We start from the raw sequence: 20,118 nt of genomic DNA on the forward strand, positions 1-20,118 counted from the left end.
CAATACCGTTTACGGAAGCCCGGTCTCGACCGGGCTTTTCTTTTTGAACAGGCGTTTCAATTCTTGCGGTCATCCTCTAGTTCTTTGAGGCGTAGAATTTTGAGACGGAAGCACCAATGTCCCCACCGCGCATCCTCGTCACCCGCCGCTGGCCCGCCGCGGCAGAAGCCGCCCTTGCCGAACGTTTCGACGTAACCTTCAACGAGAAGGATATTCCGCTTGGTCTCGATCAAATGCGGCAGGCGATGGCAGCCTATGATGCGGTCCTTCCCACCGTTTCCGACAAGCTGCCTGCCAGCGTTTTCGAAGGTGATATCCGCACGAAAATTCTCGGCAATTTCGGCGTCGGCTACAATCACATCGATATCGCCGCCGCCAAGGCGAAAGGCATCTTGGTCACCAATACGCCCGGCGTGCTCACCGACTGCACCGCAGACATCGCCATGCTGCTCCTGCTCGCCGTTGCCCGCCGGGGCGGGGAGGGCGAGCGCCAGCTTCGCGGCGGCGCGTGGAAGGGCTGGTGCCCGACGCACATGATCGGCACAAAGGTGGCCGGCAAGACGGTCGGGATCATCGGATTCGGCCGCATCGGCAGGGCCTTTGCGCAGCGCTGCCATTCCGGCTTCGGGATGGACGTCGTCTTCTACAATCGCTCGACGATCGATGCCGCGGAGGCTGCGCGCTATGGAGCTCGCCAGCTGGCGACGATGGAGGAGGTGCTGGCCGCTTCCGATTTCGTTTCGCTCCATTGCCCCGGCGGTGCGGAGAACCGGCATCTGATGAATGCAGCGCGCTTTGCGGCGATGAAGCCGAGCGCGTTTCTGATCAATACGGCGCGCGGCGACGTGGTCGACGAGGCGGCATTGATCAGCGCCCTTCAGAGCGGCAGCATCCGCGGCGCGGGGCTCGACGTCTACGAAGCGGAGCCGCAGGTGCCGGAAAAGCTGAAGTCGATGGAGAATGTCGTCCTGCTGCCGCATCTCGGCAGCGCGACGGAGGAGACCCGAACGGCAATGGGCATGAAGGTGGTGGAAAACATCACCGGCTTTTTCAACGGGCGTGAGCCGCCCGATCGCGTCGTTTGATTTCGTTCCTTTTGGCGCAGGATAACCTATCGCGAGAGCTGACGATCGGGCCCGCTTGTTGCAATCTTCCTGCCATGACCGCTCAAGCCGAACAGGACACGTGCCGGGCCAGGCACGAAGTCGACACAGACGGCGAACAGCACCGAAAGCAGGATAGTGGCGGCCGTGACGATCGAATAGCTCACGGCGACCGTCATATCGAGCGGTAGGACATAGTACAGCGCGGCTACCGTTACGGTTTGATGCACTATGTACAGCGGGAATACCAGCCGGTTCATCGCAGACAGCTTATCGCTGGGCTGATTGAAGTGACGAGCCGCAAATCCGACGAGCGTCAGGATCATGCTCCAGGCCAGCAAGAAGATCCCTGCCTTGAATAGCGGCGTATTTTGCGCGTAGCTGCCGATCGCCTGGTCCTCCGGCACCATCCAGGCGTAGCGATAGAGCAGCCCGCTTGTCACCAGGGCGATCGCAGCACTGACGAAGCGCCGGCCGATGATCGTTTCGATTAGCGCCCTGTGATGGCGGGCCATGAGAAAGCCCAGTCCGAACCAGCTTGCCCAAACGGCAAACCACGCGCCGTCATTGTAGAGGGCATTCGTTTGCTTCGGAAAGAAAGGCGAAAGCGCCAGGTTGAGTGCGAGCGGCAGCAGGAAAAAGAGGTAGATGAAGCCGGTTTTCGAAGTGCGTTCGAACCAGGCTGCGATCTTGTTTCCGGGCTGTACCAGGTATCCGAAGATGGGATAGCAGATCACTGACATGACCAGCAGATAGGCGACGAACCACATATGCGCCCACGTGAAGTTGCCCTTGGGGTAGCGACCTTCGGTGAAGTAGCGGGTCGTCCAGAATTCGAGAAGTGAACCCTGATAGCCGTTCTCGTACATTCGTTCGTACCACACCTGCGGCACAACGATCACTGCCATGGCAAAGAGGAGGGGTATCAGCAGACGAAACGTGCGCTTGCGCAGGAAGGACAGGCTGCCTGCCGAGCCGAAGGTAAAGGCCGCTCCCATGCCCGAGACGAAAAATAATAGCGCAAGCCGCCAAGCGCGCGGGAAGTCCATGACCAAAGAAAGCGTGGCGCTTGTCTTGTCGCTGTGGATCAGCCAGTTGATGTCGGGCAGGAAAGACGCCGACGAATGGTAGACGAGCAGAATGGCGAAGGCGAAGATCCTCAACCGATCCACATAGTAAAGCCTGCTTTTCATGCCCGCCGCCTGCCGCTCAATCGCCTATGGTGCCTTTTGCATACGCGCAAAGGATTTAAGGATCGCTGCCTAAGCTTGGTAAAAAATATTTCTCCTACCGGAAGGCGCAGATCCCCATCCACTGATGAAATGCGTGCCAATCAGGCACTGCCGGCCGGCAGGTTCAGTTCGAAAAGCAGTTCGTTGTCCTTCTCGCCAATCAGTTCCCAGCCAGCTTGACGATAGAGCTTCTCGGCTCTTGTTCCCGGGTCTGTTGTCAGCCAGATGCGATCATGGCCTGCATCCTTCAGGACCGAACAGGCGCTGGCAAGTAGGCCGTTCCGATACCGCGCTTTGCGTAAGCATCATCGACAAACAGCGCCCAGATGTTGCCGTTGCGCGGGTCGCCGGCGGAAAAACCTTGGACCTCGCCATCCTGTTCCCAGACGAATATTCCCGGGTTTGCAATAAACCAGCGCAGATCGTCGAGTGTAATCTTGCCGGGATCGGATAGCCTGTTTTCACGAACGCTGTTTCGGATTTCCACGATGCGTGCGATATCCCGTTCTTTCGCCTTCCGGATCAATATCTCCAGCCTTTGCCGTGTCGGGATCTCGATAAGCTGCCCAGACGCTCATATCTCATGCAGCACATGCGCCGCCTTGACCGCAGCCGAGGCCCGGTTTTCGACGCCAAGCTTCACGTAGATCTGCTCCAGGTGCTTGTTCACCGTGCGTGCCGACAGTCCCAAAATTTCACCGATATCGCGGTTCGCCTTGCCCTTGGCGATCCAGAGCAGCACCTCGGATTCGCGCTGGGTCAGGGAGAAATGCTGGCGAAGCACGGCGTCGTCGCTGCGTTGATTGGCGGCGGTCAGGCGGAAGAGATATTCGTCGGGTCCGATGGTGCCGAGGAAACCGAGTTGAAGCGTTGCCTGGCCCGCGTTCGCGATGGAGATGACGGCATCGCGCCCGGCTGCAGCGCGCATTTTCATCCACTCGGCAATATGATTGGTGACGATATCCATGCCGTCGTCACTGCCCGTCGCTGCATTGACGAGGCGGGTTGCCTGCGGCGTCGACCAGTGAACGGCACCGTCGCCTTTGACGGCAAGCAGGTGACGTCCAGCAGCGTCCAGGGCCACGCGGGCGCTTTGCGCCGAACGCGCGTTGCGTAGATGCACCCGAATGCGGGCGCGAAGCTCATCGATATTGATCGGCTTGGTCAGATAGTCGACCCCGCCAGATTCGAGCGCGTGGACGACGTGTTCGGTTTCGGTGAGGCCGGTCATGAAGATCACCGGCACCTGACTGACGGCCGCATTGGCCTTCAGCTTGCGGCAGGTCTCGAAGCCATCCATCGAAGGCATGACCGCATCGAGCAGGATCAGATCCGGCGTGATGCGCTCGGCGATGTTCAAAGCTGCAGAGCCCGAGGTTGCAATCAGCACGGAAAAACCGGACTGCTCCAACGCATCGGTCAAGAAGCCCAGGGCCTCGGGGGAGTCGTCGACCAGCAGAACGATATCGCGGGGGAGGGCCGGTTCAGCCAATGGTTTCTACCTTTTCGTCGAAGCCGTGCAGGAAAGTCATGAAGCCGGCGAGATCGAAGGCGGCGACATAGGTGCGGAGTTCATCCGTAAATGGCTGATTTGCCTCCACCTTGGCAAGGTCTGCGAGCTTGGCTTCGATGCCGCGGATATAGCCGATCTCGCCGAGGCGGAGCAATTCCTCGATATGCGCGCAACCGGGGCTTTTCATCGGCGGTTGAGCCACGGGAACGGTTGCCTGGGCGGCGTCGGCATAGATCCACTTCAGGCCAAGATGCAGCGCCAGCTTGTCGCGTAGCTGCTTGATATCGACCGGCTTGCCGATTGCATCGCTGTGACTGCCGTCGCTGTCGGCGGCGGCTGCCGCGTCTCCGATATTGGCGGAGAGCATGACGATCGGGGAGGTCTGGCCGCTTTCGCGCAGGCGCGATACGAGTTGCCAGCCGTTCATGCCGGGCATCGAAATATCGACGAGGAAGAGGTCCGGCTGGATGCCTTCGATCAGGGTGAGGCAGTCGGGGCCGTTGCCCGCCGTCAGCATGACGAAATCGAGCGGCACCAGGATTTCCCGCATCATCTCGCGATGATCTTCGTTGTCGTCGACGACGACGATCGTCCGACGCGGGCCGTCATAGCTGACGATCTTCTTTTCCTGGGGCGGCGCGATCATTTCGCGCATCACGGCAAATAGCATCAGGCGAACGCGGAAGGTCGAACCCTTGTCCTTCTCGCTGACGACAGCGATTTCGCCGCCGAGCGTGTTGGTAAGGAGTTGCGTGATCGTCAGGCCCAATCCAAGCCCCGGCATGGGGCGGATGCTATCGGCCTCACCCCGCTGGAAAGGTTCGTAGATGCGGCTCAGGTCCTTTTCGGCAATGCCGCGACCGGTGTCGGAAACGGTGAAGGTCGCGACCTGGCTGCGATAGCCGACATCGAAGGTCACGCTCCCCTCGTCGGTAAACTTGATGGCGTTCGAAAGCAGATTGACGAGGATTTGGCGCAAGCGTTTCTCGTCGGTGCGGACGAACTGCGGCAGAGACTGAGAGCGGTCATGCGTGAAAGCAAGACCCTTCGCCTGCGCCTGCGGGCGGAACATGTCGACGATCTGGTCGAGGAAATCGTGGATGTTGATCTCATTCGAATAGACCTGCAGGCGGCCCGCCTCGATCTTGGAAATGTCCAGCAAACCGTCGATCAGGCCGGAAAGATGCTCGGCGCTGCGGCGGATGACCTTGATGGATGACTGGCGCGGCGCAGGGATGGTCTCGTCGCGCTCCAGAATCTGGGCATAGCCGAGCACGGCGTTGAGCGGCGTGCGCAACTCATGGCTCAAGCCCACGACATAGCGGCTTTTCGCCCGGTTCGCGGCTTCTGCCGCCTCCTTGGCATTCTGAAGCGCTGCGTCGGTCTTTTTATGCGCGGCGATTTCCCTCAGCAGCAGAGTATTTTGACGCGAAGATTCCTCTTCGGCGACGACGCGGCTGTCATGCGCTAGCACGTAGAACCAGCAGACGACGCCGGCGATGACGGAGAAGACGAAGAAGACGATCAGGATCGTGCCGTTGACGACCTCCGCCGTTTCCGGAGAGGCCGAGGCGACCTGATGGGCAATCATCGCAAGGATTACGCCGACCGCTGTCAGGGCCAGAACCACGGCGATGCCGTAACGTCCGAGGCGGGTCGACAATTTCTCGATCACCGTCTCCGGCAGCAAGGTCTTGGCGACAGTGCCAACCTGCGTGTTGAACCGCGCCTTCGGCTTGCACATGTCGTGGCAGCGGCTGTCGAGCGAGCAGCAGAGCGAGCAAATCGGCGCTGCATAGGCCGGGCACCAGGCCATGTCCTCCGGCTCGAACGGATGTTCGCAGACGGAGCAGGTGATGTTCGTCAGGTTCTTCCAGCTGTGACGCGGTTTGCGCGCCAGATAGAACTTGCCCTTCGTCGCCCAGGCGATTAGCGGCGAGGCTGTAAGCGCGATCACCAGCGTGATGTAAGGCGCAAGCGAAGCGGCGATTGCGCCGAAGGCGCCGAAATGCGCAATCAGCGCAATCGTCGCCGAAAGACCCATGGCGCCGAGGCCGACCGGGTTGATGTCGTAGAGATGTGCGCGCTTGAACTCGATGCCGGGCGGCGCAAGGCCGAGCGGCTTGTTGATGAAGAGATCGGCCGAAATCGTGCAGAGCCAGGCCATGGCGATGATCGAGAATATCCCGAGCGTTTCCTCAAGCAGCCGGTAGATGCCGAGTTCCATGAGAAGCAGGGCGATCGCCACGTTGAAGATCAGCCAGATGACGCGGCCGGGGTGGCTGTGGGTCAGGCGCGAGAAAAAGTTCGACCATGCGAGCGAGCCGGCATAGGCGTTCATCACGTTGATCTTCAACTGGGAAACGACGACGAAGGCCGCCATCAGCAGCAATGCCCCGTTGTGCCAAGGGATCATGTAGCCGAAAGCGGTCAGGTACATCTGCGCTGGATCGGCGGCGCGGTCGACGGCCACGCCGGCACTTAACGTCAGCACGACGAGAAAGGAGCCGGCAAGCAGCTTTGGTGCGCCGATGATCACCCAGCCGGGGCCGGCCAGAAAGACGGCGAGCCGATGACGCAATTTGCGATGCCCGTCCGGCGGCAGGAAGCGGAGAAAGTCCGCCTGTTCGCCGATCTGGGACATGAGTGCAAGGATCACGGCCGAAGCGGCGCCGAACTCCATCAGGTTGAAATCCGCGATTGTACCTGGCGGGCCCGAAGCGTGACGAATGCCTGCGAAGGCGCGCCAGAGATCGAATTTTTCCCAATCCAGGATCGCGATGAAGATGAAGGGAAGGATATTGAGCACGATCCAGAAGGGCTGGGTGACGAGCTGGAACCTGCTGATCAGCTTGACACCGTAGGTCACCAGCGGGATCACCATGACGGCGCTGACGATGTAGCCGATCCAGAGCGGGATGCCGAGCGTCAGTTCCAGCGCGCCGGACATGATCGAAGCTTCGATCGCAAAGAGCATGAAGGTGAAGCTGGCATAGATCAGCGAGGTGATCGTCGAGCCGATATAGCCGAAGCTTGCGCCGCGCGTCAGAAGATCGATGTCAACGCCGTGCCTGATTGCATAGCGGCTGATCGGCAGGCCGATCGCGAGCATGGCGATCGAGGCGACGACGATCGCGAAGAAGGCGTTGGTCGTGCCATAGGAGAGGGTGATGGCACCGCCGATCGCTTCGAGCGCGAGAAAGGAAATCGCACCGATCGCCGTCTGCGAGATGCGCTGCGAGGAAAATTGCCGGGCGCTCTTGGCGGTGAAGCGCAGCGCGTAGTCTTCCAGCGTCTGGTTCGCGACCCAGCGATTATATTCGCGTCTCACCGGAATGATGCGTTGGCGCGCTGCCATGCCTATTTTCTAGCGCTCTCGATAAAATGATCATTGAATAGGCAGCTTTGGCAGGAATGACGGAAAACGCAAGAGGTGCAGTCTCGCAAGTTCACAGAACAGCCATATTTTTGAAACGCGTCTGTCACAGCCAAATCCTACCACTCCGGCATTCCTTCCTAAGAATTCGGAAATCCACTATGTCTGTGTTGCGCCATCGCCGGTTGACCACCGCGCTCCTCGTTCTACTCGCCGTCGTGCCGTCGCTTGCGAGTGCCCAGTCGGCGCCGGCCTATGTCGATGCCGGCGTCACCAACAAGCGCGGCGATGCCTGCCTTTCGACGGCTAACAGCAATGCCGCCGTCGAGCTTCTCTCCGGTTTTTTGAAGATCTGGACGCCGCGCACGCCGTTCGTCGATGCGGGTGTCGAGGCACCGGCCAAGGACAATTGCCCGGCCGTCGCCAAGTCCGATTGGGACGGCATTCCCTTCAGCCCGACCGACGGCCATATCGCCAACCAGGCGGTTCACCACGCAAATATCGCCTATGTGGTCAAGGTGACCCGTGCGCGCACTGCGCAGCAGGCCATCGCCGCCTATCTCGACGACCGGCGCGGCAAGAATGCCAGCATTGTCGATGGTCTCGGGCCGCTGACGGATGCCTGGAAGGCCGGGTCAAAGCAGACGACGACGATCACCGAGGTTGCCGCCGACGCGACGACAGTGAAGTACGACGACAATGGCAACAATCGCGGGCTCGGCAGCAAAGCGGACGAGAAGACCAAGATGGCGGCGAATCCGGATCTGGGCCTTGCGGTAGATCTCATCAACGCGGCGAGCGACGACGGCTCAACTGAGCCTACCAAACGCTATTTCAAATATGCGCGTCCCTACCGCTGGACCCAGGACGTGGTGGTCCTCCCGATGCTGGAGCCGGCCAAGAGCGGCAAGCCGGCCGAAGACGGCGGTTTCCCCAGCGGGCATGCGGCGGAAGCCTGGCGCGATGCACTCGCCATGGCCTATCTCGTGCCGCAACGCTTTCAGGAAATGCTGACGCGCGCCAGCGAAATGGGCGAGAGCCGCATCCTTGCCGGCATGCACTCGCCGCTCGACGTCATGGGCGGCCGCATGCTGGCCACCGCGACGGTTGTCTACAACCTCAACAAGCCGGAGAACGCCGCACTGAAGCGTGATGCTTACCGCCAGGCGCAGTCCTGGCTCGCCGCCAAGAGCGGCGCGACGGGCGAGGCCGGTCTTGACGCCTTGGCGCATGCGGCGCCGCTTGCCAACGACCGCTTCGCAGACAGCAGCGCGAACAGCGCCTATGTGCTTGAACGCCTGTCCTACGGTTTCGCGCCGATCGACGCGACCGACCAGCCGCCGCGCGTGCCGAAGGGCGCCGAAGTGCTTCTCGAAACGCGTCTGCCCTATCTCGATGCCGAGCAGCGCCGCGATGTGCTGAAGACAACCGAGATCGCTTCGGGCTATCCGCTGCTCGACGACGCGGAAGGCTACGGCCGCCTCAACTTTTTTGCCGCCGCCGACGGCTACGGCACCTTTGCGGATGACGTGACGGTGACGATGGACGCAGCCAAAGGCGGCTTCAACGAGCTGGATACTTGGAAGAACGCCATCGGTGGCAAGGGCCGGCTCGTCAAGCGCGGCAGCGGCATCCTCGGGCTTTCTGGCGCCAACAGCTATGCAGGCGGCACGGTATTGGAGGAGGGGGCGTTGGCGGCCCTGTCGCCGAGAGCCTTCGGCAACGGCGATCTGGCAGTCGATGGTGGTTCGCTCATTCTGGCTGCCGAAAGGCCCGTGACCATCGGCGGCGACTACCGCCAGCGCACCAACGCCGCGATGAAGCCGACGCTCGGAGAAGACGGCAAGGCGCGGGCTCATCGTCAAGGGCAAGGCGGCGCTTTCCGGCGAGCTTCGCGTGACGCTTGCCGATGGCTATGCGCCGGCGCCGGGAACGAAGATCGAGTTCTTAAAGGCGGGTTCCGTCACCGGGACCTTCGGGAACGTCACCGTCGAGGGCCATAAGGCAAGCGTTGCCTACGGCCCGACCGGGGTGACGCTGACCATCGAGGGTAACAGCTAGGCTAAACATCGGGCCATTCGGTTTTTAACCTGCGCCTCAACGGCTGCATGGCAGCGGTGACGCTGAAGACCTTCCCCTTACGGGGAGTCCAAATCTCCGCCGCGTCTCGCGCCGACCTGCCCATTTCGCCCCCACCTCTACGTCATATTGCGTATACGGTTTTGCGCTGCAGCCCCCGATAGTTCTTTAAGCAACAGTTAATCTCCGTTTCCGGCCTGTTGCGGAACAAGAAGAGGGGAGTTCAACCAGATGAATCTCAAGTCCTATGTAACGGGCGCCGCGCTTGGCGTCGTCATGGCGGCGTCAGCCGCCTTCCACGGAGCCGCTGCCGCCGACGACACGATCAAGGTCGGCGTTCTGCATTCGCTCTCCGGTACCATGGCCATTTCCGAAACGACGCTGAAAGACGCCATGCTGATGCTCATCGATGAGCAGAACAAGAAGGGCGGCCTTCTCGGCAAGAAGCTCGAAGCGGTTGTCGTCGATCCAGCCTCCGATTGGCCGCTGTTTGCCGAAAAGGCACGCGAGTTGATTGAAAAGGACAAGGTTGCGGCCGTCTTCGGTTGCTGGACCTCGTCTTCGCGCAAATCGGTCCTGCCGGTTTTCGAAGAGCTGAACTCGTTGCTCTTTTATCCGGTTCAGTATGAAGGCGAAGAGTCTTCGCGCAATATCTTCTACACGGGCGCTGCTCCGAACCAGCAGGCGATCCCGGCCGTCGACTACCTGATGGAAAAGGAAGGCGTAAAGCGCTTCGTGCTTGAAGGCACTGACTACGTCTATCCGCGCACCACCAACAAGATCCTGGAAGCCTACCTCGTATCCAAGGGCATTCCGAAGGAAGACATCATCGTCAACTACACGCCGTTCGGCTTCTCCGACTGGCAGACGGAAGTCTCCAAGATCAAGGAATTCGGCTCGTCCGGCAAGAAGACCGCCGTCGTCTCCACCATCAACGGCGACGCCAACGTTCCCTTCTACAAGGAACTCGGCAACCAGGGCATCAAGGCAACCGACATCCCGGTTGTCGCCTTCTCGGTCGGCGAGGAAGAGCTTGCCGGTCTCGACACCAAGCCGCTCGTCGGTCACCTCGCAGCCTGGAACTACTTCGAGTCGGTCGAAAGCCCGGCCAACAAGAAGTTCATCAAGGAATGGCACGCCTTCACCAAGAACGACAAGCGCGTGACCAACGACCCGATGGAAGCCGCCTATATCGGCTTCAATGCCTGGGTTAAGGCTGTTCAGGCTGCCGGAACGACCGATACCGACAAGGTTCTCGACAGCATCATCGGCACCACCGTTCCGAACCTCTCCGGCGGCTATGCCACCGTCATGCCGAACCACCACATCACCAAGCCGGTGCTGATCGGCGAAATCCAGGCTGACGGCCAGTTCGAAATCGTCCAGGAAACGTCAGCCGTCGTCGGCGACGAATGGTCCGACTTCCTGCCGGACTCCAAGGACCTGATCTCCGATTGGCGCAAGCCCATGAACTGCGGCAACTTCAACGTTGCAACGGGCAAGTGCGGCGGCAAGGGCTCCTGAGTACGAACCCGATCCGTTGACTGCCTGAAGCCTTCCGTCCGGATCCCTTGTCCGGGCGGAAGCTCCGTCCCGAGCGATTGCTGCCCACAAGGCCAACGACAAGCCAGGCGAGAGAGCCCCATGTTTCGCGCCATCAAGATTTTCCTTTTGACGATCTGCCTTGCCCTGCCGGCGTTCGCCACGGCGCTCGAGGCGCAGGACGATATCCACGCCCTTGTCGATGCACTCGGCGCCGGCGGGTTTCCGGAGCGCGAGGCTGCCATCAAGGCTCTTGTGGCTTCAGGAGATCCGCATGTCGGCCAGATCCTGCAGCAGCTGGGTGACGGCCAGCTTTACGTGAATTCCGAAGAGGGCGGCCCCGTTCTCCTGCAGGGTGGCTCCGACGACGAGCCGACCTATTCCGACCCGATCACCGGCGAGGCTGTCGCCGATATCGATCCGGACTACATGTCCAAGGTCAAGATCAACAATTCCCTGCGCGGCGTGATCGCCAGCGCCATGAGCACGCTGACGCTGCTGAGCCCGGACCGTTCCGCACGGCTTTCCGCCGCTCAAGGTCTGCTGAAGGATTCTGACCCTTCCAATCTCGAGCTTCTGAACTCGGCGCTCGCCGATGAAAAGGATGCCGAAATCAAGAACACGATGGAAGCGGCCCGCGCCGTCATGATGCTCAAGAGCGATGTCAGCGCCGAAGACAAGAAGGCGGCGATCGATACAATCGCGGCGCGCGGCGACCGCAATGCGCTCACCATCCTGACCACCGCGATGGAGACTGCACCCGACGACCTGAAGGCCGGCATCGAGGCCAATATCGCCGGTATTAAGCGCAATCTGGCGCTCTGGGATATCGTGCAGAACGTCTGGTACGGCCTGTCGCTCGGCTCGGTGCTGCTGCTCGCGGCAATCGGGCTTGCCATCACCTTCGGTGTCATGGGCGTCATCAACATGGCGCATGGCGAAATGGTGATGATCGGCGCTTACACTACCTACGTCGTGCAGGAACATGTCGCATCGAACTTTCCCGAGCTCGCAACCTATTCGCTGGTGATTGCGATTCCGGCGGCCTTCCTATTCACCGGCTTCGTCGGCCTCGTCATAGAGCGCATGGTCATCCGCTATCTCTACGGCCGCCCGCTCGAAACGCTGCTGGCGACATGGGGCGTGTCCCTCATCCTGCAGCAGGCGGTTCGCACGATCTTCGGCCCGACCAATCGCGAAGTGCGCAATCCAAGCTGGATGTCCGGCGCCTTCGAACTCGGCGGGCTGTCGATCACCTGGAACCGCATGTGGATCATCGTCTTTTCAATGATCGTCTTCGTGACTTTACTGCTGCTCCTGAAGCGCTCTGCCTTCGGCCTGCAAATGCGCGCGGTCACGCAGAACCGCCGAATGGCGTCGTCCATGGGCATCCGCACCGGCTGGGTCGATGCCTTCACCTTCGCGCTCGGCTCCGGCATCGCCGGCATGGCGGGTGTGGCGCTTTCGCAGATCGACAACGTCTCGCCGAACCTTGGACAGAGCTACATCATCGACAGCTTCATGGTCGTGGTCTTCGGCGGCGTCGGCAATCTTTGGGGCACGCTGGTGGGTGCGTTGTCGCTCGGCGTCGTCAACAAGTTCCTGGAGCCCTTCGCCGGCGCAGTGCTCGGCAAGATCCTCGTGCTCGTCCTCATCATCCTCTTCATACAGAAGCGTCCGCGGGGGCTCTTCGCACTCAAAGGAAGGGCGGTGGAAGCATGATTACGGCCTTCCTTCTCCGGTCTCTCGATCGCAAGATTTCCATTGCCATCGCCGTTTTGCTCATGGTCGCCGTGCTGGTGCCGGTTCTGAACCTCATGACAGGTCCGGCGAACCCGTTGCATATCCCGACCTACATCATGGCGCTGTTCGGCAAATACCTGACCTATGCGCTGCTGGCCCTGGCCCTCGATCTCGTCTGGGGCTTCTGCGGCATCCTTTCGCTCGGTCACGGCGCCTTCTTCGCGCTCGGCGGTTACGCGATGGGCATGTATCTGATGCGCCAGATCGGGTCGCGCGGCGTCTATGGCGACCCGATCCTGCCCGACTTCATGGTGTTCCTGAACTGGAAAGAACTGCCTTGGTTCTGGTACGGCTTCGACCAGTTCTGGTTTGCAGCGCTGATGGTGCTGCTGGTGCCTGGGCTGCTCGCCTTCGTCTTCGGCTGGTTCGCCTTCCGGAGCAGGGTCAACGGCGTCTATCTCTCGATCATCACCCAGGCGATGACCTATGCGCTGCTGCTTGCCTTCTTCCGCAACGACATGGGCTTCGGCGGCAATAACGGCATGACCGACTTCAAGGACATCCTCGGCTTCAACGTGCAGGCCGACGCAACGCGCGCAGCACTCTTCGCCGCGACCGCAAGCCTCCTGGCGCTGTCGCTGCTGATTGCTTCGGCCATCGTGCGTTCGAAGTTCGGCAAGGTGCTGGTCGGTGTGCGCGATGCGGAAAGCAGAACGCGCTTCCTCGGCTACCGCGTCGAACACTTCAAGCTCTTCACCTTTGTCGTCTCGGCGATGATGGCGGGTATTGCGGGTGCGCTCTACGTGCCGCAGGTCGGCATTATCAATCCCGGAGAATTCGCACCGGCAAACTCCATCGAGGTCGTCATCTGGACGGCCGTCGGCGGCCGCTCGACGCTGATTGGTCCGATCATCGGGGCGATTTTGGTCAATGGCGGCAAAACCATCTTCACCGGCCTTTTTCCTGAGTTCTGGCTCTTTGCGCTCGGCGGTCTCTTCGTTGCCGTCACGCTGTTCCTGCCGAAAGGTATCGTCGGCACGATCGCCCCATACCTCGGCAAGAAGAAGCCGAGGACGGAAACCGCGCCGCCTGCTTTTCAGGAAGAAGGCGTCGATGCAAAAATCCAGGCAGCGGAGTGAGCGGCTATGATCCCGGATATCAAACCCAACAGCGTGCTCTACCTCAACAACGTCTCGGTTTCCTTCGACGGCTTCAAAGCGCTGAACTCGCTTTCGATCGTCATCGAGCCTGGCGAGCTTCGCGCCATCATCGGCCCCAACGGCGCCGGCAAGACGACGATGATGGACATCATCACCGGCAAGACGCGGCCGGATGAGGGCGAGGTTTATTTCAACGGCGAGATCGACCTCACCAAGAAAGATGAAGCCGATATCGCCCAGCTCGGCATAGGCCGCAAATTCCAGAAGCCGACAGTTTTCGAAAGCCATACGGTCTGGGACAATCTGGAACTCGCGCTGAATCGCAAGCGCGGCGTTTTTCCGACGCTCTTTTATCGCCTCTCGTCCGACGACAAGGCGCGCATCGAGGAAATCCTCGGGACCGTGCGGCTGACGCATCGTAGCGACGAGCTGGCAGCCAGTCTGTCTCACGGGCAGAAGCAATGGCTGGAGATTGGCATGCTGCTCGCACAGGAGCCGAAGCTGTTGCTGGTCGACGAGCCGGTTGCCGGTATGACCGATGCCGAAACCTTGGAGACGGCGATCCTGCTCCGGGAAATCGCCAAGAATCGCTCGGTCGTCGTCGTCGAGCACGACATGGGCTTCATCCGCGACCTCGGCGTCAAGGTGACTTGCCTGGCGGAAGGCTCCGTGCTTGCCGAAGGGTCGATCGATTTCGTGAGTTCCGATGCGAAGGTGATCGAGAATTATTTGGGGCGGTGAGGGATGATTGATCAGTTTGTCGTTGGCAGAGCGCTGACCCTTCCCCAACCCCTTCCCACAAGGGGGAGGGGTCTAACCGGGTCGTTCCCTCATTGCCATGATTACCCGCTTTTGCATGGGTTGATGGATAGCAAGACGGTCGCTCCCAGTCAGCCACTGCCCCTTGTGGGAAGGGGTTGGGGAGGGGCCTTTGAACCCGCAACGCGCCAGGAGGCGGTCTCATGCTGACAGTCGAAAACGCAAACCTGCACTATGGCGCCGCACAAGCGTTGCGCGGCATCTCGATCAAGGCGGAGATGGGTAAGATCACTTGCGTGCTGGGGCGGAACGGCGTGGGGAAGAGTTCTCTTCTCCGCGCCGTCACCGGCCAGCATCTGCTGTCGGCCGGAACCGTGAGCTTCAATGACGTGGCGTTGAACGGCCTGCCGCCTTATGCGCGCGCCAAGCAGGGGATCGGCTATGTGCCGCAAGGGCGCGAGATTTTCCCGCTGCTCACCGTCAAGGAAAACCTCGAAACCGGCTTTGCTCCGCTTGGCCGCCGCGACCGCAACATCCCCGACGATATCTTCAGCCTCTTCCCGGTGCTGAAGTCGATGTTGTCCCGTCGCGGCGGCGATCTTTCCGGCGGGCAGCAGCAGCAACTGGCGATCGGTCGGGCCATGGTAACGCGGCCGAAGATCCTTGTGCTGGATGAGCCGACGGAAGGCATCCAGCCGTCGATCATCAAGGATATCGGCCGGGCAATCCGCTATCTGCGCGACTCGACCGGCATGGCGATCCTGCTCGTGGAGCAGTATCTCGACTTCTGCCGCGAGCTTGCCGACTATATCTACATCATGGACCGCGGCGAGATCGTCCACGAGGGTTCGGCGGAAACGCTCGATACGCCCGAGGCCAGGCGCCACCTGACCGTCTGAGCGGCATATGCCGCTTTCCAAGGCAGCTTCCATGTTCTGGGCAACCGTGTCTGCCGCCGTTCCTTCAAGATCGGCAGGCGGCATAAAAATTGCTTGCTTTCAATAATTTGCGGCATTGAATGAGAACGGCCGGGCAAACGGTAAAGGCACCAGGGGATGGAATGACGATCGCGGCGGCAATCACCAGGCCACAAAGGGCACAGGGGCGCGGGCACCTGGCCGCGAAGCTGCTGGACGGGCGGGCGCGCATCCACGAACTCTATCAGGAAGGTGCTGCCAAAATACGCCTCCCGGAGACTTTCGATGCTTCCATGGAGGCGGTCATCATCAATACGGCGGGCGGGTTGACCGGTGGCGACCAGATGAACTGGAGCGTCGTTGCAGGTCCAACCACGCGTATCGATGTGACGACACAGGCCTGCGAGAAGATCTACAAGGCATCCGCTGGAACGGCCGAAGTCACGACAACGATCGAGGCCGGCGCGAATGCACGGGTCGACTGGCTGCCGCAGGAGACGATCCTGTTCGATCGCGCCTCGCTATTCCGCCGCCTCGACGTCGATCTCGACGAAACGGCGGAGTTCCTGGCCGTCGAGGCGATCCTGCTCGGCCGCAAGGCGATGGGCGAGAAGATGGAGACCGGCCTTTTCCGTGATCGCTGGCGGATTCGCCGCGCTGGCAAGCTGATCCATGCCGAGGAGTTGCGGCTTGATGGCGCCATCGGCGCGCTGACTGCTCGCCAGCCCGTCCTCAGCGGACAGGTGGCTTTTGCAACGTTGCTCTATGCCGGGCCGCTTGCGGAAGCCTATCTCGCGAGCGTGCGCCCGCTGCTCGGCGGACATGCGGCAGGCGCCAGCGCTTGGAACGGCAAGCTCGTCGTGCGCGCTGCAGCCGCTGACGGCTTTGCCCTCAGAAAAATCCTGATCCCGGTTATTTCCGCCTTGCGCAACGGTGCGCCTGTGCCGAAAGTCTGGAATCTCTAGTTTCAAAGCAGATGGATGGACGATGAACCTCACTCCGAGAGAAAAAGACAAGCTGCTGATCTCCATGGCGGCGATGGTGGCGAGGCGCCGGCTGGAACGCGGCGTGAAGCTCAATCATCCCGAAGCGATCGCGCTGATCACCGACTTTGTCGTGGAAGGCGCGCGTGACGGCCGCCCGGTCGCCGAACTGATGGAAGCGGGCGCTCATGTCATCGGCCGGCATCAGGTGATGGAGGGCGTCGCCGAGATGATCCATGATGTGCAGGTGGAAGCGACCTTCCCGGACGGCACCAAGCTCGTCACCGTCCACGAACCGATCCGCTGAGGAGGTCGCAATGCTCGAACTTCGTCCGAACTGCGAATGCTGCGACAAAGATCTGCCGCCGGAAAGCCGCGAGGCGATGATCTGCACCTTCGAGTGCACTTTCTGCGCCGATTGTGCAAGCGATGTGCTCCGGGGCCAATGCCCCAATTGCGGCGGTGAGTTCACTTGCCGCCCGGTGCGTCCGGCCGCCATGCTCGCCAAATATCCGGCATCGACGAAACGTATCTTGAAGGCCGAGGGCTGCGTGCCCGTGAAGGCGGCGTGAGGAAAATTAAGATGATCCCAGGCGAAATCATTGCCGCAAGCGGCGACATCGAATTAAACGCCGGTGCACCGACCGTCACCATTGAAGTGTCGAACACCGGCGACCGCCCGGTGCAGGTCGGCAGCCACTACCATTTTGCCGAAACAAATGCCGGCCTCTCCTTCGATCGCGACAAGGTGCAGGGCATGCGCCTCGACATCCCGGCGGGCACGGCCGTGCGTTTCGAGCCGGGTCAGACGCGTTCCGTGACGCTGATCCCGCTCTCCGGCAAGCGTGAGGTCTATGGCTTCCGCCAGCTCGTGATGGGCAAGCTCTGAGAAGAAAAACCGGGAGGAAATCGATGCGGTTGAATTTGTACCTGACCGGTGCTGCGGCGGGAATGATCGTGGCTGGTGCCGCGCAGGCCCAGGAGCCGGATTGCAAGAACCCGAAGACGCAGGCCGACATGACTTTCTGTGAGCAGTCCCGATACGAGGCGGCCGACACGGCGCTCAACGAGCAGTGGAAGAAGACGCGCGCAGCGCTCGCGGCGACCGACAAGGATCTGGACGAGAAGGATCGCGGAGCCGAAAAAGCGCTGCTAACCGCGCAGCGCGCCTGGATTTCCTATCGGGACGCCCAGTGCGAGGCTTACGGCTTCCAGGCGCGTGGCGGCACGATGGAGCCTATGCTGGTCGCAGGTTGCCTTGCCAACCTGAGCGATGAACGCACCAAGCAGCTCAAAGAGCTTTCCGACGCGGTGGGACTGAGGTGAGCGGCAAGATCATGATCGTCGGCAATGGGGAAATCAGCAAGGAGGGAGCAGCGGCAATCGCGGCGGCGGACTTCGTCATCCGTTTCAACGAATGCCGCTCCTATGCCGCAAGCCCCGGCCGCACCGACGTCGTAGCCGTCTGCAACACCGGGCGCCCGGCCAAGGCGATGTTGGGTTCGGATACGTGGCGGACGCACCCGGCCGTCATGGATGCCTCGGAAATCTGGAGCGTCCGCGATCCCGAAAAATTCACCGTCTTGCGTGCGCCGCTCGCCGTTTCGCATCCGGAGCTCGACGACTTCTGTGACGATTATACGAGTCACTTCAACGTCTTCTGTAAGGACGCTGGCAAGGAACATATAGTCGTTGAGAAAGTGATTCATGAAGCAGTCGATGACGCCCTGGCTACCTTTGATCCCGCGCCTTATGTCGTTCCGAGCAGCGGCATGATTGCGATCGCCGCGACCTTGCGCAGGTTTCCGGAGGTCGAGATCGGCCTTGCCGGCTTCAGTCATTCCGGCTGGCAGTGGCATCCTTTCGCCGCCGAAAGGCAGCTTGTCGACAGCTACATCGCCAATGGCCGGCTGACGCGCCATCCTGCCGATACGTCTCTTTCTTCCTCCCAAGGAGCCTGACATATGCCCCACAAGATTTCCCGCGCCGCCTATGCCAGCATGTTCGGCCCGACCGTTGGCGACAAGGTACGCCTCGCCGATACCGAGCTCTTCATCGAGGTCGAAAAAGATTTCACGACCTATGGCGAAGAGGTGAAGTTCGGCGGCGGCAAGGTGATCCGCGACGGCATGGGGCAGAGCCAGGTGACGCGCGCCAACGGTGCGGTCGATACCGTCATCACCAATGCGGTGATCGTCGATCATACCGGCATCGTGAAGGCCGATATCGGCCTCAAGGACGGACGGATCGTCGCGATCGGCAAGGCCGGCAACCCGGACACGCAGCCGGGCGTCAATATCATCGTCGGACCAGGCACCGAGGCGATCGCGGGCGAAGGCAAGATCGTGACGGCCGGCGGGATGGACAGCCACATCCACTTCATCTGCCCGCAGCAGATCGAAGAAGCGCTGATGAGCGGTCTCACCTGCATGCTCGGCGGCGGCACCGGCCCAGCGCATGGCACATTGGCGACGACCTGCACGCCCGGCCCGTGGCACCTCGCCCGGATGATCGAGGCGGCCGACGCCTTCCCGATGAACCTTGCCTTCGCCGGCAAGGGCAATGCATCGCTGCCCGGCGCGCTCGAGGAAATGGTGCTTGCGGGCGCCACCTCGCTGAAGCTGCACGAAGACTGGGGCACGACGCCCGGCGCGATCGACTGCTGCCTGACGGTTGCCGACCAATACGACGTGCAGGTGATGATCCATACCGACACGCTAAACGAAAGCGGCTTTGTCGAAGACACGATCGGCGCCATCAAGGGCCGCACGATCCATGCCTTTCACACGGAAGGGGCAGGCGGCGGCCACGCGCCGGACATCATCAAGATCTGCGGCCAATCGAACGTCATCCCGTCTTCCACCAATCCCACGCGGCCCTACACGGTCAATACGATCGCCGAACATCTCGACATGCTGATGGTCTGCCATCACCTCTCGCCGTCGATCCCGGAAGACATCGCCTTTGCCGAAAGCCGCATCCGCAAGGAAACGATCGCAGCAGAAGACATCCTGCACGATATCGGCGCCTTCTCGATCATCTCGTCGGACAGCCAGGCCATGGGCCGTGTTGGCGAGGTGGCAATCCGCACGTGGCAGACGGCCGACAAGATGAAGCGCCAGCGAGGCCGTTTGAAGGAAGAAAAGGGCGACAATGACAATTTCCGTGTCCGGCGTTACATCGCCAAATACACGATCAATCCGGCGATTGCGCATGGCCTTTCCCATGAGATCGGCTCGATTGAAGTCGGCAAGCGCGCCGACCTCGTCATCTGGAATCCCGCCTTCTTCGGCGTGAAGCCGGACATGGTGCTGCTCGGCGGCTCGATTGCCGCTGCACCTATGGGCGATCCGAACGCCTCCATCCCGACGCCGCAGCCGGTGCATTATCGGCCGATGTTTGCCTCCTACGGCAAGAGCCTCACCAATTCCTCCGTCACCTTCGTTTCCCAGGCGTCGCTCGATGCCGGGCTGAAGGGAAGGCTGGGTGTCGCCAAGGACCTCGTTGCGGTCAAGAACACCCGCGGCGGCATCTCCAAGGCATCGATGATCCACAACAGCCTGACGCCGCATATCGAGGTGGATCCGGAAACCTACGAGGTGCGCGCCGACGGCGAACTGCTCACCTGCGAACCGGCAACCGTGCTGCCGATGGCGCAGCGCTACTTCCTCTTTTAGGGCACCAGGAGCGCCGGCTTCGGCCGCCGGCGCT

Annotated in this window: 17 protein-coding genes and 1 pseudogene; 14 read left to right on the forward strand and 4 right to left on the reverse strand. The window is 61.1% G+C overall.

Annotated features, from left to right (window positions below; genetic code table 11):
* The first annotated feature begins 116 nt into the window (after positions 1–116).
* Positions 117–1,085 carry a 2-hydroxyacid dehydrogenase gene (locus ACZ9DP_RS19550; protein ID WP_476203324.1) on the forward strand — a complete coding sequence of 323 codons (969 nt, stop codon included), beginning with the start codon at positions 117–119 and terminating at the stop codon, positions 1,083–1,085.
* A gap of 26 nt (positions 1,086–1,111) precedes the next feature.
* Here ACZ9DP_RS19550 and ACZ9DP_RS19555 read toward each other — a convergent pair whose 3' ends face one another.
* The 4 genes from ACZ9DP_RS19555 to ACZ9DP_RS19570 all read right to left on the reverse strand — a co-directional run bounded on the left by ACZ9DP_RS19555 (position 1,112) and on the right by ACZ9DP_RS19570 (position 7,206).
* The gene (locus ACZ9DP_RS19555) at positions 1,112–2,296 is read right to left on the reverse strand and encodes an acyltransferase family protein (protein WP_476203325.1); all 1,185 of its coding nucleotides are present in this window, start codon (positions 2,294–2,296) and stop codon (positions 1,112–1,114) included.
* A 286-nt stretch (positions 2,297–2,582) separates the two neighbouring features.
* On the reverse strand, positions 2,583–2,861 hold the full coding sequence (locus ACZ9DP_RS19560; RefSeq protein ID WP_476203326.1) for an N-acetyltransferase family protein: 279 nt from the start codon (positions 2,859–2,861) through the stop codon (positions 2,583–2,585).
* A 48-nt stretch (positions 2,862–2,909) separates the two neighbouring features.
* A complete protein-coding gene (locus ACZ9DP_RS19565) occupies positions 2,910–3,827 on the reverse strand; it encodes a response regulator transcription factor (protein WP_194727796.1) in 918 nt (305 codons plus the stop codon).
* Entirely contained in the window at positions 3,820–7,206 is a 3,387-nt protein-coding gene (locus ACZ9DP_RS19570; RefSeq protein WP_194727795.1) for a hybrid sensor histidine kinase/response regulator, read from the reverse strand. Before ACZ9DP_RS19570 ends, ACZ9DP_RS19565 begins: the two co-directional genes overlap by 8 nt.
* A 179-nt stretch (positions 7,207–7,385) precedes the next feature.
* On the opposite strand from ACZ9DP_RS19570, the pseudogene ACZ9DP_RS19575 reads away from it, so the two are divergent.
* The 13 genes and pseudogenes from ACZ9DP_RS19575 to ureC all read left to right on the forward strand — a co-directional run bounded on the left by ACZ9DP_RS19575 (position 7,386) and on the right by ureC (position 20,084).
* Positions 7,386–9,285, forward strand: a pseudogene (locus ACZ9DP_RS19575) (acid phosphatase).
* A gap of 249 nt (positions 9,286–9,534) precedes the next feature.
* Complete coding sequence (gene urtA, locus ACZ9DP_RS19580; protein WP_074069277.1) at positions 9,535–10,827, forward strand: urea ABC transporter substrate-binding protein; 1,293 nt, start codon at positions 9,535–9,537, stop codon at positions 10,825–10,827.
* A gap of 120 nt (positions 10,828–10,947) precedes the next feature.
* The gene (urtB, locus tag ACZ9DP_RS19585) at positions 10,948–12,567 is read left to right on the forward strand and encodes an urea ABC transporter permease subunit UrtB (protein ID WP_476203327.1); all 1,620 of its coding nucleotides are present in this window, start codon (positions 10,948–10,950) and stop codon (positions 12,565–12,567) included.
* Positions 12,564–13,727 carry an urea ABC transporter permease subunit UrtC gene (gene urtC, locus ACZ9DP_RS19590; protein ID WP_239597763.1) on the forward strand — a complete coding sequence of 388 codons (1,164 nt, stop codon included), beginning with the start codon at positions 12,564–12,566 and terminating at the stop codon, positions 13,725–13,727. Before urtB ends, urtC begins: the two co-directional genes overlap by 4 nt.
* A 6-nt stretch (positions 13,728–13,733) precedes the next feature.
* Positions 13,734–14,489, forward strand: a complete 756-nt coding sequence (urtD, locus tag ACZ9DP_RS19595; protein ID WP_476203328.1) for an urea ABC transporter ATP-binding protein UrtD — start codon at positions 13,734–13,736, stop codon at positions 14,487–14,489.
* 221 nt (positions 14,490–14,710) lie between these two features.
* Complete coding sequence (gene urtE / locus ACZ9DP_RS19600; RefSeq protein ID WP_476203329.1) at positions 14,711–15,406, forward strand: urea ABC transporter ATP-binding subunit UrtE; 696 nt, start codon at positions 14,711–14,713, stop codon at positions 15,404–15,406.
* A 161-nt stretch (positions 15,407–15,567) separates the two neighbouring features.
* Positions 15,568–16,389 carry an urease accessory protein UreD gene (locus ACZ9DP_RS19605; protein ID WP_194727790.1) on the forward strand — a complete coding sequence of 274 codons (822 nt, stop codon included), beginning with the start codon at positions 15,568–15,570 and terminating at the stop codon, positions 16,387–16,389.
* A gap of 22 nt (positions 16,390–16,411) precedes the next feature.
* Positions 16,412–16,714, forward strand: coding sequence for an urease subunit gamma (locus ACZ9DP_RS19610; RefSeq protein ID WP_024315673.1), 303 nt, complete (start codon positions 16,412–16,414; stop codon positions 16,712–16,714).
* Positions 16,715–16,724: 10 nt separating this feature from the next.
* Positions 16,725–16,979 carry a DUF1272 domain-containing protein gene (locus ACZ9DP_RS19615; RefSeq protein ID WP_074069272.1) on the forward strand — a complete coding sequence of 85 codons (255 nt, stop codon included), beginning with the start codon at positions 16,725–16,727 and terminating at the stop codon, positions 16,977–16,979.
* Positions 16,980–16,990: 11 nt separating this feature from the next.
* Complete coding sequence (locus tag ACZ9DP_RS19620) at positions 16,991–17,296, forward strand: urease subunit beta (RefSeq protein WP_022716977.1); 306 nt, start codon at positions 16,991–16,993, stop codon at positions 17,294–17,296.
* Positions 17,297–17,319: 23 nt separating this feature from the next.
* Entirely contained in the window at positions 17,320–17,733 is a 414-nt protein-coding gene (locus ACZ9DP_RS19625) for a lysozyme inhibitor LprI family protein (protein ID WP_074069271.1), read from the forward strand.
* Positions 17,734–17,744: 11 nt separating this feature from the next.
* Positions 17,745–18,368, forward strand: a complete 624-nt coding sequence (locus tag ACZ9DP_RS19630) for a Urease operon accessory protein (protein WP_476205417.1) — start codon at positions 17,745–17,747, stop codon at positions 18,366–18,368.
* 3 nt (positions 18,369–18,371) lie between these two features.
* On the forward strand, positions 18,372–20,084 hold the full coding sequence (gene ureC, locus ACZ9DP_RS19635) for an urease subunit alpha (RefSeq protein ID WP_022716980.1): 1,713 nt from the start codon (positions 18,372–18,374) through the stop codon (positions 20,082–20,084).
* Positions 20,085–20,118: the final 34 nt, after the last annotated feature.

The sequence above is a fragment of the Rhizobium sp. USDA 4016 genome, from assembly GCF_056279705.1.